Annotated in this window: 8 protein-coding genes; 1 reads left to right on the top strand and 7 read right to left on the bottom strand. The window is 52.0% G+C overall.

Annotation, left to right across the window (positions count from 1 at the left end):
* Positions 1 to 46: 46 nt before the first annotated feature.
* The gene (locus CA13_RS30675) at positions 47 to 1,498 is read left to right on the top strand and encodes a sulfatase (RefSeq protein WP_146403174.1); all 1,452 of its coding nucleotides are present in this window, start codon (positions 47 to 49) and stop codon (positions 1,496 to 1,498) included.
* An 88-nt stretch (positions 1,499 to 1,586) separates the two neighbouring features.
* Here the strand turns inward: CA13_RS30675 and CA13_RS30680 are convergent, their stop codons facing one another.
* The 7 genes from CA13_RS30680 to CA13_RS30710 all read right to left on the bottom strand — a co-directional run bounded on the left by CA13_RS30680 (position 1,587) and on the right by CA13_RS30710 (position 13,820).
* Positions 1,587 to 4,058 (bottom strand): alpha-L-fucosidase, encoded by a 2,472-nt coding sequence (locus CA13_RS30680; protein WP_146403176.1) that lies wholly within the window; start codon positions 4,056 to 4,058, stop codon positions 1,587 to 1,589.
* A 312-nt stretch (positions 4,059 to 4,370) separates the two neighbouring features.
* Positions 4,371 to 4,784 (bottom strand): hypothetical protein, encoded by a 414-nt coding sequence (locus tag CA13_RS30685; protein WP_146403178.1) that lies wholly within the window; start codon positions 4,782 to 4,784, stop codon positions 4,371 to 4,373.
* 251 nt (positions 4,785 to 5,035) lie between these two features.
* Positions 5,036 to 6,142, bottom strand: coding sequence for a glycoside hydrolase family protein (locus tag CA13_RS30690; RefSeq protein ID WP_419195050.1), 1,107 nt, complete (start codon positions 6,140 to 6,142; stop codon positions 5,036 to 5,038).
* Positions 6,143 to 6,404: 262 nt separating this feature from the next.
* Positions 6,405 to 7,850 carry a sulfatase family protein gene (locus CA13_RS30695; RefSeq protein WP_146403180.1) on the bottom strand — a complete coding sequence of 482 codons (1,446 nt, stop codon included), beginning with the start codon at positions 7,848 to 7,850 and terminating at the stop codon, positions 6,405 to 6,407.
* 242 nt (positions 7,851 to 8,092) lie between these two features.
* A complete protein-coding gene (locus tag CA13_RS30700) occupies positions 8,093 to 9,598 on the bottom strand; it encodes a sulfatase (RefSeq protein ID WP_146403182.1) in 1,506 nt (501 codons plus the stop codon).
* An 18-nt stretch (positions 9,599 to 9,616) separates the two neighbouring features.
* Positions 9,617 to 11,995 carry an FAD-dependent oxidoreductase gene (locus CA13_RS30705; RefSeq protein WP_146403185.1) on the bottom strand — a complete coding sequence of 793 codons (2,379 nt, stop codon included), beginning with the start codon at positions 11,993 to 11,995 and terminating at the stop codon, positions 9,617 to 9,619.
* Entirely contained in the window at positions 11,982 to 13,820 is a 1,839-nt protein-coding gene (locus CA13_RS30710; protein ID WP_146403186.1) for a sodium:solute symporter family transporter, read from the bottom strand. Before CA13_RS30710 ends, CA13_RS30705 begins: the two co-directional genes overlap by 14 nt.
* Between the last annotated feature and the right edge of the window lie 122 nt (positions 13,821 to 13,942).

A 13,942-nucleotide genomic window follows, 5' to 3' on the forward strand; every position in this document is an offset into this window, starting at 1 on the left:
TTGAATACATTGACTATATTTCCTAATAATCCTGTTGAAACCGTAGATGATTAACAAACACCTTAAATCGCTTCTCAACATGCCAGCGTTTCTGCTGGTCGTCGCGACAACGTCGTTTAACGTTTCTCCGATTGCCCATGCCGAACCAAGGAAACGCAACGTCCTACTAATCTGCGTTGATGACTTACGACCAGAACTGGCCTGCTATGGAGCTTCCTATATCCACTCACCGAACATTGATCAGTTGGCGTCGAAAGGCAGGGTTTTTCGCCATCACTATGTTCAAGCACCGACCTGTGGTGCATCTCGATTCACGTTGTTGACTGGACGCTATGGCGGTGCAAGCAACAATGCATTGTTTCAGCGGTCAGCGATAATGGCGTCCGATCCGCAGTCCATTACGCCAAGCATGCCGGCATGGTTTCGCCAAAGCGGTTACAGGACCGTTTCGGTTGGAAAGGTCTCGCATCATCCGGGCGGAAGGGGCGGAAAGGATTGGGACGACGATGACAACCTCGAAATGCCCAATGCGTGGGATCGTCATTTGTTACCCGCTGGTCCCTGGCAACACCCACGAGGTTGGATGCATGGTTTGGCAAATGGCGAGATTCGTGTGAACGCCGCTGACATGGATCTGTTTCAGTCGTGTGAAGGTTCCGATTCGATTTATCCAGACGGAATTTCAGTCGACGAGGCTCTTCGTCAAATGGATCAACTTTCGTCCGTGCACGACAAACCTTTCTTTCTTGCCGTTGGAATTCTTCGTCCGCACCTGCCGTTCGGTGCGCCGGCGAAGTACTTAGAACTTTACGCCGACGCCGAACTGCCTCCGACAGCTCATCCCATTAAGCCCGAAGGGAAAACAACGTGGCATGGTTCGGGCGAGTTTATGAAATACAATCGCTGGAACCGCAACCCAAACACGGACGCGGATTTCGCACTGCAAGTGCGCAAACACTACGCGGCTTGTGTTAGCTACGCCGATGCTCAAGTCGGGCGTTTGATCGAGCGATTGCACAACACGGGCGAGTTCGAGAACACCATCGTGGTTCTTTGGGGTGATCATGGTTGGCACCTCGGCGAGCACGCCATATGGGGCAAGCACGCGTTGTTCGAAGAATCGCTGCACTCGCCACTGATTGTGTCTTACCCCGGCATCAACCGACCTGGCGACTCGACGAATTCAATTGTTGAAACCTTGGACCTGTTTCCCACCCTATGCGATTTGACCGGGATTCCCAAACCCACATTTGTGGACGGAATCTCATTGCGTTCCTTACTGGACAATCCCGAATCGTCAGGACATCCTGCGATTGCTTACCGCGCAAATGCAAAGACCATTCGTACGAACGCACACCGTTTGATTCTTCACAAGGACGGATACGCCGAGCTATACGACCACACGTCCGAGGCCAAGGAAACAAAGAACATTGCCGATACAAACGCAGCCATCGTGAAGCAACTTACTGAGCAGCTACAATCTCGACTGGGGAATTGAAGCCCAAACATGCACCTTCAAAGTGGTTGGCAATTGCCAACCAGGCTACGAAATCACCGGCAACCGCATGCCCGAAGCTTGTAAGCAGTTACCTCTTAGGTAGATGAATCTTGAAACAGTATGCGAAGTCACAAGGCTTTTCTTCAGGGAAGAAGACCCGCAACCCGTCCGGGTGCGGTTCCCACTGAATCTCTCCGTCGTGCCCAAGCATCTCGACCGATTCGATTTTGCCGATTCGGTAGTTTCCAGGCGAAAGTAACGCCATTTCCACATACGGTTGATTCTTGCCCGGCCAATCAAGCACGAATGCGTAGAGGTATTCACCCTTGGTGGTGTAGCGAATGTCTTTCGATTTGAACGGTGACTTGACGACGAAGTGCGGTATTTCATTTGTATGTCCCTCGCCAAACTCGTGCCACGGGCGAGTTCCATAGATGCCTTCACCATTTACTGCCAGCCACTTACCCATATCCTTGAGAATACCGGTTGCTGTTTCATCCAACGTACCATCGGCGCGAATTGGAATGTTTAACAGCAGATTGCCGTTCTTGCTGACAATGTCGATCAGCTTATCGGTCTGCAAATCCGCAGTCGTATACGGCTTATCTTTGTTGTAGCCCCACGAACCGATCGAATCATCCGTCTGCCATGGTTCGTCGAGGATGTAACTGGCTTTCCCACGTTCGTAGTCGAGCGTTGCGATCCCCGGCGCATACAATCCTTGCCACGGACGTGCCTTGATACACATCACTGCATCTGGATTGTTGTTGTACAAATGTGTGATCACTTGCAAACCTGTCTTACCAGCATCCGCACCACGAAAGGGAACGGAACAATCAAAGTACAAGTGATCGGGCTGGTAGTCGTCGATGAGTTGCTTCACGCGACGAGCCCAAGCATCCCGCCATGCCTTTGGGGGATTGAGCGCAGCACGCGGATGCGTATCACCATGCTTCGGCGGATAGAGCCCCTTGCCTTGGGGACTCGCACCATCGTATGGCACACCTTTCATAGGACCCGCGATATCGGATTGGTTGGCCACGTTCAACCAACTGTAACTGCGACTCAGATGTGTGGTAACGCCGAATCGCAAACCCGCTTTCTCGGTCGCGGTTTTCCACATACCAATCAAATCCTTCTTTGGGCCCATATTCACCGCGTTCCAACGATGATGTTTTGAATCCCAAAGATCAAAGTTGTCGTGGTGCACCGCGCAAGGGGTGAAATACTTGGCCCCCGCCTGTTTGAACAACGCTAGCAGCGCGTCGGGATCAAAGTTCTCTGCCTTCCACATCGGAATGAAGTCTTTGTAGCCAAACTCCGACGGATGCCCATACGTTTCGACGTGATACTTGTAGTCCTCACTTCCTTCCTCGTAGAGTTTTCTCGCGTACCATTCACCTCGCTCGACGACGGAATAGGCTCCCCAATGTAGATAGATTCCAAACTTTGCATCGCGGAACCACTCGGGGCATTCGTAGCGGCGAAGAGAATCTACATTCGCATTGAATTTCCGCTTTGCGGTTCTTGACGCAGGCAATACGATCCGTTTTTCCGTAGACATGATAGGGCTATTCAAGTCCGCAAGGTCTGTCGGTTTGATGCCTCGCCGGTATCCATCAAACTGAAACGTCGACGGTTGATAGGCACCAACGAAATCCGCACTCAAATCAGATGTAATTTGATCCTCTAATCCACAACCCCAAAAGCAAGCGTTGATGATCATGCGACGGAAATCAAGGTCAAGAATGTCTTCCGATGCTCCGTGGGTCGTCGCGAAAACACGTCCCTTGCTGCTGTCCTTTCCGTCATAGTTACGAATCCAAACACCCGGGCAGGGTAACTTGCCTTCGGCGACGTCGGAATCGGGACTCATGCCGTTAAGCGGCTGTGCCATCGCCAATACCTTGCAATCGTCCATCGGCTCGGTCCAATATCCGCCCGACTGAGCCCAAGGTTTAGTGACACCGCGAAGAATCGGATGCGACTTTGATTCCTCCGGAATGTCCAATCGCGTACACATCACGTGGTTTTTCCCGTAGTGCCCCGACCAGCTTTCCCCGAGCACTTGACGACCGAACCCGCGTTCATAGTCAGCACCCTTGTGAACATAGTCATATTGGGAAAACGCAGAATCCGCTGGAATCTTGAAAGCATGCGTTGCGGTACGCAATCCGATGACGGGACCAGCACGATCAAGATAATCGACAATTGGCTGCATCTGGTTGGCGGGGAGGTTCTTGAATCGCAAAAAAACAACCGCCAGATCAGCCGACCCGAGCGTTTCGGTGCCAGGCAGATTGTCTGCCGTGGGGTCAATTTCGCCACTTTCCGGATCGACTGTAAACAGCACCGTGCATTTGAATCCGTGGTGAGCCGACAAGATTCGAGCCAATGCAGGCAGCGTCTCTTCGGATCGGTATTCATGGTCGCCAGCCAGAAAAACAATATGTTTGCCAACCCCGGGACCACTCCTGCCTTCGTAGACCAATGATTCCGAATGTGCTGTGATGCCTACGCTAATGGTCGCTATTAGTGCGAGGAGAAAACGCAAATTCATGGACATTCCACTTTCATTCAGGGCAAAAGGTTAATCAGTTTTGGCAAATTTATCGTTGGCAAACAAAAGACAACCGGTATCTCGGTTTCCCGCGTTGCGATTGCCGTGTCCGTCTGAAAACGAATGTAATTGTCGCGTGCGCAGCCGTCTACCGACATCAGATCAAATCAGGCATCAAAACTTTTGGGAATCGTCCCTGCCAGCTGAAACGGTGTCAAAACCTTATCTTGATCCCTCGCAGAGGAACTCCACGAATCCGACAGGGAAAGCAAACAGGCATCCGACAAGCGACTTCTCTGCCTACGAAGCAAGCTATCGTACGATGAGCTTTCTTCTTCGCAGTAGCGGGAAAAGTCTGCCCATCAAGATCGCTAAAATTGATGATGGTTCCGGCACACTCGATACCGATAGCAAGGATGAGGCATGCGTATCGAGATAAACATTGCCCACAATCGGTCTCGATGAAACGATGGATCCGTGCATATCACTGACGTTCATCGTTACGCCGCCAAATAGAGTAAAGATCGTCCCAAAAAATTCGTTTGTGAAACCCGAGTTAATGAGTACATCGGAGTGAGATTCGAAAAGCACCTGCTCGGCCAAACCAACTGCCAACCCCGCATCCTCTTCTCCCACGTCCACACCGTTGACGGCAAATTGTAACCCCGTTCCAAAATCCGCATCCTGTTCAACGAAGACCCGCAGCGGATCACCATTTAATGCCAACGAGATTGCTGTCTCTTAGTCAATTTGTCGCAGGTCGCATTCTTGATCTGCATGGAACACCATACTAACCTTCACAACAACCACACGGCGCAAAAGAGCGATGGCTCTTCGAGTAAGCAATCTCTGTCTCTTCGGTTTGTGCAAAATTGGACGGGTGCCCTGCATTTCACCGGTGGACGTGTTGTGACTACCCGAAGGCAAAAGGAACGTGCCAGTGACAATTTGACTCATCCTGGGCATTTGCGTTCCAATCACTCGCGTTCGGAACCAGCGGACGTTTGGACGGGGATTTGAACGTTAAAGGACTGCAAAACTCCTTGGTCGTCGAGAGTATCGGCCGCGCACAACAAGACAACCGGTTTGCCATCTTCGATAAAGAGTTGCGGACGTTCCAGGTGTTTCAGTTTCTGGACTTGTCCATTTTCCCATTTGATTTGCAAAGTGGAAACGAGCGGACTGTTTGCCAAACTCCACTCCAATCCATCGGTCGAATCAAATAGGACGAGCGATTGACCCGCGTCGGTGAAGGCACCTCGCATGTCTTTTACGATGGCGCGATATTTTCCATCCTGATACCAAATGAAGGGATCTTCGGCGGGGAATTCAAATCCTGGCGCCTGAAACACAGCCTCATCGTGCTTCTTGAACGGGCCGATAGGACTATCCGAAGTTGCGACACAGTGGACTACCGGACCGCCCCAAATTCCTGGTTTCTTTTTGCCCACCGCTTTGTAAACCATTAGATAGCCACCATCAGGCCGTTGAACAACCGATGGATTGCTTGTCATCAACGCATCCAACGACTCGACGTCCGGATTGACATTGATCAACGGTTGATCAAAACGTATCCACGGCCCATTCGGATTGTCCGCAACAGCAACACCAATGCGTTGGTTATTTCGATGCACAGGATTGAGCTTCACTTTACCCGGGGCTCCAGTCACGACGCCATCACCTGTATTGCCCATGTAGTAAAGGTAATACTTGTCTGCAAACCGGTGTACCGTTGGGTTGTGAGTACAGAGTCCGTCCCAAAATTCGGCGCCACGTGGCGGCAACGCGACATCCTGAAACCGGAACGGACCAAACGGACTTTCGGAAACCGCATGGGCGATCTCCGAATGAGTCACCCAGGCCCAACCGAGTTTTTTTTCCCAGCGAGAATAGTACATGTGATACATACCATCGCCGCCTTTTACCAACGAACCTCCCCAAATGCTATGAGTATCGCTTGAGAACTTGGCCGACAGCGGGGCTTTGCCAATCTGCAAATGAAAACCAGAGTGGTTATCTTGCGCGACGCAAGGAACTTGCATGAAGAGAACAAAGGCAACCACAGGTAGAGTTTTGTCAGTCAACGTATTTCCTTAGCGTAGAGAATGATTGAAAAATGGATTTATTGGGATTCATTCGGTTCCGTTTAGGGTCGGTTTCTGGCAGGCGATTTTGCCAGAGTTTGCAATATTGCCAGAGTTCGCAAAGGAATCTCCGTTAAACTCATCGCTGTTCCCTTCGTTCAAACAAGACATAGGAGCCACCTGTGTCGAGAGTGAATCGCCGTTGTTATGTGGGGCACACGGACATTGCGAACGCGGTGACCGACGCGCAATCACCTTGGTGTTATTGCGACTTGAGTCCAAGTTTTTTCTCCCACCATTGCAAATAGGTTTCGGGAGAGACATTGGGTTCCAAACCACGCTTTTTCATGCTGTCCCGATACCACTGCTCGCTCGACTGGATCATTGTTTGCAGATTTTCTTCAGTGACGTCTCCCCTGTCTCCCGTCTCATCCATCCATTGATCGAGTTCCGTTCGCAATCCAGAAAGTGTCGATGCATATTCGGGATGATTGGCAAGGTTATTCAATTCTTCGGGATCGGTGACCATGTCATACAACTCTTCCGCGGGCCGCTTGTCAGCCCAGAAGATAGACGGAGCGTCGCCCAATTCGCCGCGTTGCTTCAAAACGCGTGCTACTGTCATGCCGGGATATTGAAGTTCCTTGTAGCCACTGTGCTGAGCATAGGGACGATCCGGATAGAAGTTGCGGATGTACTTAAACCGCTTGGTGCGAACGCAACGAATTCGATCGAGCGTACTGCCGCAACGGTCTCGCGCGGCGAAAATGGCTTCACGCCCCTTGAAATCCTTTGCAAATATATTCTGACCATCCATATATGCCGGCACCTCCATGCCGGCTGCGCCAAGTGTTGTCGCCGCAACATCAATCAGACTGACCATCTCGTCACGGATTTCGCCCGACCTCACATGTCCTGGCCAACGAACAATAAGAGGCACATGGACGCCACCGTCGAAAAGCCACTGCTTGCCCCGGTAATGTGGCCTGCCATGATCGCCGAAGAAAATCACAACGGTGTTGTCAAGCAATTCTTTCTCACGAAGCCGATCCATTACCTTGCCAACTTTTGAATCAAGCACCTCAATCGTTTCGAGATAGTTCGCCCAATCAGCACGAATGACGGGATGATCAGGATAGTATGAGGGAATTTCGACGTCATCGGCGCGATGGATGTCTTTTGCTTGAACGAAGGGGCGATGCGGTTCATGAATCTGCACCTGAGCAAAGAACGGTTGGCCCTCTTTTCTCGCTGACCAATTTGGCGCATCAAACAACTCACCGTCGAAAGAAAAATTGTAATCGACTTTGCCAGCCTTGTTCATTGCCGAATTCGAGTTGCAGACGAAGTAACCAGCACGGCGCAGCAGTTCGGTAATCGGCTCGACAGGATCCGGCAATGGCTTCGGATACACTGTACGGTGTTGATGAGAACTCGTGCTCGTTTGATAGACGCCGGTGATGAATGCAGATCGACTCGCTGAACACACCGGCGAGGTCGAAAATGCAAAATCGTATCGTGTTCCCTGTTCGGCGAGTCGGTCGATGTTTGGCGTTTGGATCCCTTCGTATCCATAGCACGAAAGGTCCGGACTCAAATCGTCCGCAATGATCCAAAGAACATTCAGTTTCTCGTCGGCGTGGGTCATTGATGCGGAAAACAGCAGCATGCCCAACAATAGAAGCCACCTTGAGAGTTGACGGTTCATTGTTGCGTATCCTTATGTGGGGAAATGGTACATTGTCGCCATCGACGCACAAACGGCAAGATCACATCAATTCTTTCGAGTCACGCATTGGCGCGATCGTGTAATCCGCGTCGGCATCGATATCGTTCCTTGGCTATGTAAAGTGGACGTCTCGAAACTTGGCGCGATGCATTGACATTGGGGCTCTTTTCGAACACAGGGACTTCGTAGACGGTCGCATTTCGCACGCATTTTGCAGCTCATCAAAGTGCCGCTCCGGGTGGCAAGGGGACATCATTCGTTTGCCGCCACTGGACCAACGCCCTTAACATCGACTGGGTAAGCTCGGGGTTGTTTTCAACGAGGTTTTGCTCCTCCTTCGGATCATTGCGCAAGTCATAGAGTTCGAGTTTTCCATCAGCCAGATACTGAATCAACTTATGGTGGTTTTTGCGAATAACCGAGCAGGTCCCGTGCGCGTTACGGCTAGCCAAATGCCAATAAAGCGGTCGCGTTTGTAAATGCTCGGGTTCGGCCGTGAACAACCCGGTAATCGAGTCGCCATCGAGCACTCCGTCGTAGTCGATTTCGGCAACGTCCATGAACGTCGGAAAGAAATCGAGCCCCGTCACGGGGATCGTGGTCCGGCGGGGCGTGATTTTCCCTGGCCAGCTTAGACAGGTCGGAACGCGAATGCCGCCTTCATAGATATGTCCCTTTTTGCCGCGAAGGCGATTATTGCGACCGATGTTCTGTCCGTTATCGGAGCTAAAAACAATCAGCGTGTTATCGCGGATACCGCTGTTGTCCAAAAATTCGAGGATACGCCCAACATTGTCGTCAAGCGATTCGATCATTGTCGCATACTGCGCTTCAATCACTTTCCTCTTCCCGGTTTCCATTCCCTGGCCGGTGATTGGATCACCAGCTTTTTCCATATACTTTTCAAACAGGGCTTCGCTTCGTGGACGGACTGGCCGATGCACCGTGTAGTAGTGCAGGTTGATGAAGAAGGGTCCGTCTTGATGCTGCTCCATAAATTCGATGGAATCATCCGTCAGCCGATCCGTCAGCCACTCGTCATCCGGTTTGGACTCGATAAAGGGATTGCTAAACGGAGCAAAGTAACCGCCCGTTTCGCTATGATATCCGTCCACCTCAAGTGCCGGATCCCCGCGGTACGTCCCGCCGACGTTCTTCAGGTATCCGCGGCCTTCAGGGTAGTATTTCCGGCAGTGCTGTTTGTGATAAGCCACCCAACTGAAATCCCACGGATCGGGCTGGCGTAGTTTCTCCTTTAACGGGAACGTCATCGCCATTTCTTCTTGGGGATAGGGGCCAACAAGGTGCCACTTTCCCAGGTGAATTGATTTGTATCCCGCCTCGGCCAAGGGCTGGCTGTACATGATATGCTCTTCTTCAACGGTCCACCGCGAGAAGATGTTTTCCTGGTCATCTCCTTTCTCAAGTACAGGTACGGTGTAGACGCCAGTGCGAAACGATTGCTTGCCAGTTGCCAACGCTGTTCGCGATGGTGAACAAGTGGGGTACATGTAAGCGTTTTCGAGCACCAAACCGCTGCGCGCCAAAGAATCGATATTGGGCGTTTCATAGAAGGTCGAACCGTTAAATCCAACATCAGCATGACCGAGGTCGTCCACCAAGATGAACACAATATTCGGTTTTGAGTTCGCCATCGCGCAGGGTGTGGAGCAAACCATCAGCGCGACAATGTAACAAACTTGACATAGCAGTGCGAAGAATTTCATTTCTCTATTCTGTTCCATTTATGTGCTAAAGACGCGAATACGAAACGCGCTGACAGGAATGTTTTCAGCCACGTTGTTCAATTCGATCCGCAATCGGTCGGTACGCGTCGGTTTCATCGTAAAGCCACAACGAGTTTGGTGATTGTCCGTCGTTTCCGCCAGTATAGTTCCCATGTGATCGAGAATGCGAATCGTTGATGCGCAGAAAGGCATTGCACGCTCGGGATGTCCCATCAAGACGGACTCCATCGCATGGTCAAAGTCCGTATCGAGCGATACAACCACGCGTTGAACGAGCTTCGCGGTGTCCCACTGCAATTCAATCCAGGGCGATGAATCCGTCGCGTCCGCCACCCAAGCGTTCGCTGCGGAAGTTGGCCGTTCAGGACCCCTCAACAAATTCTCCGGCCCAAAACCGTCCAACGGAGGAGTGAACTGCATCGCGAGATTTTTACCACCCGGTCGACGTTCGGGCAACCAAAACTCAAAGGAATCAATACCGATTCCGCTAGGCGGTGTCTGGACCGCGGACTTGCTAACCTTTTCGTTCAAACACTGATTCAAGGACAACATAGCTGTGATTCGAATATCACTCAGCGATACGGACACAGCTGGATTGGCGAGCAAACACACCATCACATACCGCTGCGTTTCAACAACCGTATCAAAATCGACTTCCACCCTTCGCGAATCTTTACTAGGCGTATCCATCTGGTTTTCAGACACATACCTCGTAGGGGCACTGCTTATCCGACCATCGTTCGTGGCAGTCGTTGGAAGCAGGCCCGCCGTTGCCGATACTTCGACGTTAACTTCGGAAAGAATCTCATCAGGCGTAAAGCTCGCTTCGCGACTACATGCCCGCAATTGAACGGTCAAGGTTGTATCCCGAGTTGACTCGACCCAGAAGTGTATCTTTGGCACTCGCCCTGGCTGAACAGGAATCAGCATGGCTTGCGAATCGTCAAGCAATTTCAGGTCTTGTCCCGGCGGCAACTCGCCCAATTGCAATTGACTGCTCGACACGATCGTTGCCTGTGTCGCCAAGTCTTCTTCGTCAGGTATGTCCACATGGGGAATGAACTGGCCGGTGCGTTGCAAATCTCGTTGCAGGCGACGCATGTGTTGATCGTCTGTCAGATCTCGCGGCATCAATTCCTGTTCTCGACAGATCGACGCGGCCATACCGACAGCCTGAGCGTTGTGAGCGCATGTTGCCATCACGCGAGTCGATCCAAAGGCGATGTGGCTCGCACTGATAATCCGGCCGGCAAGAAACAGATTACGAATGTTTCGACTGTACATCGACCGATAGGGAATCTGATATACGCCTTTACTGTGCCACTGGGTGCAGCCAGCCAATTCGGAGAAGACGCCGTCAGCGGGATGCAAGTCGATCGCCCAACCGCCAAAACTGACGGCGTCACCGTGCCGCCTCTGCTGCACGATGTCCTGCTGCACCATCATGATGTCGCCTTCGAAGCGGCGGCTTTCCCGTTTGCCGGGAATCTGGCCAACCCATTCCAGTGTTAGGGTCTCCGATTCTGGAAATTCCCCCGAATTCTTGATGTGATCCCACACGCCGTAGATCACTTCCCAAAGCTCCCACTTGATGCGTTCGGTATCGTGGACCGTGTCGAGTCGCCCTCCATGTTCAATCCACCAAAGCTGGCACCCATGTTCCTTTGCATTGAAGCTGCGCCATCGAGGGATCTTGGTGATATCCTTCATCGCGTAACTTGGTGCAACGAAACGCACCGGCCGACCAACGTCTTTCGTATAAAAGTAGAGCGAGTGACCAAGTAGTTCGTCGCGTTCCTCTGACGGAGCGAAGCCTTCACCAAATTCACTGCTTGATTCCGCTCCAATTCGAAATGCGGCGCCTGCCATAAAGCCAACGATGCCGTCTCCGGATGCATCACAAAACAAAGGAGCATGTACCTCGTACATGATGCTATTTTGACTACAGAACGCTCGCACTGATTCGATCGTATCAGGATCACGTTTGGTTAACTCAAACGCAGCCGTGTTTAGCAGCAACGTGATGTTCGGTTCTTCAACGACCTTTTCAAGCAGGATCGTGTCGAGGATCAGCGGGTTGCCTTCGGGGTTGCGATACATGTTCTCGATAAGAAGCTCGTCGATGATCCCACCTTCGCGAGCCCAACGATTATTGTTTCCCATATGTGACGTTGCGCCCAAGATCCATAAACGCACTTCGCTCGACGCGTTACCTCCAAGAACGGGTCGATCTTGAATCAACACCACGCGAATTCCCGCTCGTGCTGCAGAGATCGCTGCGCATGCCCCAGCTAGTCCTCCGCCCACTACGACAAAGTCAGACTCAAGTCGATCCGTTTTTAAGGAACGCTCCTGTGCCGCATCAAATTTCTTCAATGTTCCTAGTCCTTTTTTCGTGGGCAAGGCCTCTGAGAGAAACCACCAAAATCAATACCGCCAGCCCCAGCAAACCACTGGAAAACAGCAGCAGCGTTCCACGATCGTTCTTGTTTTCGGGCACCAGCACCAACGCCAGCATCAATAAACCACACCCGACCAAAGCCCATCCGACAACAATCGCTGGCAAGCGACTTGCGCGAACTCGGCCGCTTGCTTCCAATGCCTGCTCTTTGGATATGCGCTGCGCAACACGCTGGTGGCCTGGGGCGACTCCACGAGTAAAAAATTGCATAACGGCGAGGATGATGACCGGCATCACCACGCCTGTGAATGTATTGACCGTGCTAGAGTTCGCCTGAACCCAATCGGCCATCGGTTTGAATGCGGCGACGCCGGACAAAAATCCTGTGGGCTGAAGCCCAAAGCGAACGAAGATACCGACCACCAAGGAAACTCCAGCCGTTACCCAAACCGCCTGCGACGTGACGCTGCGACTAAAAAGCGACCAAAGGGTTGGCGCGAACAGGCCTACCACAACCATTTCGGTAATCGTGACGATCACCTTTTCCGCACCACCAAGCGATTGGTACGCCAACGCAATCGCAATCAAGACCGCCCCCAAGGCGACGGTTATGATCCGTCCCACAACGACAAGTTTGTGATCGTCCTCTTGAACGCCCGTTATTGGACGGTAAATATCACGAGTCATCACCCCAGCAAAGACGTTCAATTGCGAACTGACCATACTGGCGGTAGCGGAAAACATCGCGGCAATCATCAAGCCGACCATCCCGACCGGCAGCACGGACTGACACGCATCGATGTACGCTGTCTCGCTCATTCGCAACACAACCTCCTGGCTCGCTCCGGGCGGAATAGGTGTGTGCACCCTCCATATCAATGGTGGCAGCAGCCATATCACGGGGCTGACCAAGTACAAGATGCCGAACAGATAAGTGCTCTTTCGGGCCGACTTGGCATCAGGCACACAGATAAACCGCTGGACGAATGCCCATTCGGCTCCGATCATAAAAAAGTGAATCGCACACCATCCAGCCAAAAAGAACAATGTATAGTCGCCCGAAATCGGGCTAAGCAGCGTCCCATCAGACACCACCTCGGACGCTTTGACATGCAGCGCGGGAGTGGCCGCCGCGCTATCTACAAACGCATGAATACCGCCAACTCGCGATAACGCCAAAGGGATGACGAATAACACAGCCAGATTCAAGACAATGAACTGCAACACATCGGTCATTAACACGGCCCAAAGACCGCCGATCATCGTGTAAATGACGACGATGCTGCTAAAGATCACAATCCCCCAGTACAGCGAAAGATTGCCAGTTGCAGGGTCGCGAAGCAGGTTGCCTTCGGCCAGCGGCATCAGTGTCACCAGGATGCGACCCAGCGCATACAGAGCGCCAGCCGTCGTGATCATCCTGAAAACGGTCATGAACCACGTGTAAAAGTGCAGTGCACCATTACCAAAACGAAGCTGAATGTACTCCGCTGGTGTCTTAACCCCCATGCGTTTCCAGCGCCCCGCCACGAAGTATCCAACCAGCAAAGCAGCGACGCCGTACATTAGGTTGATCATCACGGCAACTAGACCTTGCCGATAGGCGATGCCTCCCCACACCACAAACGTGTTCGCCGAAAACATCGTCATGAAAGCACTGAGGCCACTCGTCCACCACGGCGACTCACCACCGGCAGCAAACATATCCGCACTGTTTTTGTTCTTCAGCGCAAACAGACAACCAACAGCGAAGATGCCGCCGAGATAGACCAGCACGACGAGGTAGTCGATCGTTACCATGAATCACAGTGCAAGACTAATATGGTGCAAGATTAATAAAGCCCGATGCTGTCAGTGGCTGTCAACCAGCGCATTGTTTGCGTCACTATCCCAATCGCCCTGCCAGAAATTGCAACCGCCCC

The organism is Novipirellula herctigrandis (assembly GCA_007859835.1).
Taxonomy (GTDB): Bacteria; Planctomycetota; Planctomycetia; order Pirellulales; family Pirellulaceae; genus Novipirellula_A; species Novipirellula_A herctigrandis.

What these genes read in the sequence shown, in the direction of transcription:
- CA13_RS30700 (WP_146403182.1), bottom strand. Translation starts at nt 9,598, where the DNA reads ATGAAATTCTTCGCACTGCTATGTCAAGTTTGTTACATTGTCGCGCTG.
- CA13_RS30675 (WP_146403174.1), top strand. Translation starts at nt 47, where the DNA reads ATGATTAACAAACACCTTAAATCGCTTCTCAACATGCCAGCGTTTCTG.
- CA13_RS30710 (WP_146403186.1), bottom strand. Translation starts at nt 13,820, where the DNA reads ATGGTAACGATCGACTACCTCGTCGTGCTGGTCTATCTCGGCGGCATC.
- CA13_RS30680 (WP_146403176.1), bottom strand. Translation starts at nt 4,058, where the DNA reads ATGAATTTGCGTTTTCTCCTCGCACTAATAGCGACCATTAGCGTAGGC.
- CA13_RS30695 (WP_146403180.1), bottom strand. Translation starts at nt 7,850, where the DNA reads ATGAACCGTCAACTCTCAAGGTGGCTTCTATTGTTGGGCATGCTGCTG.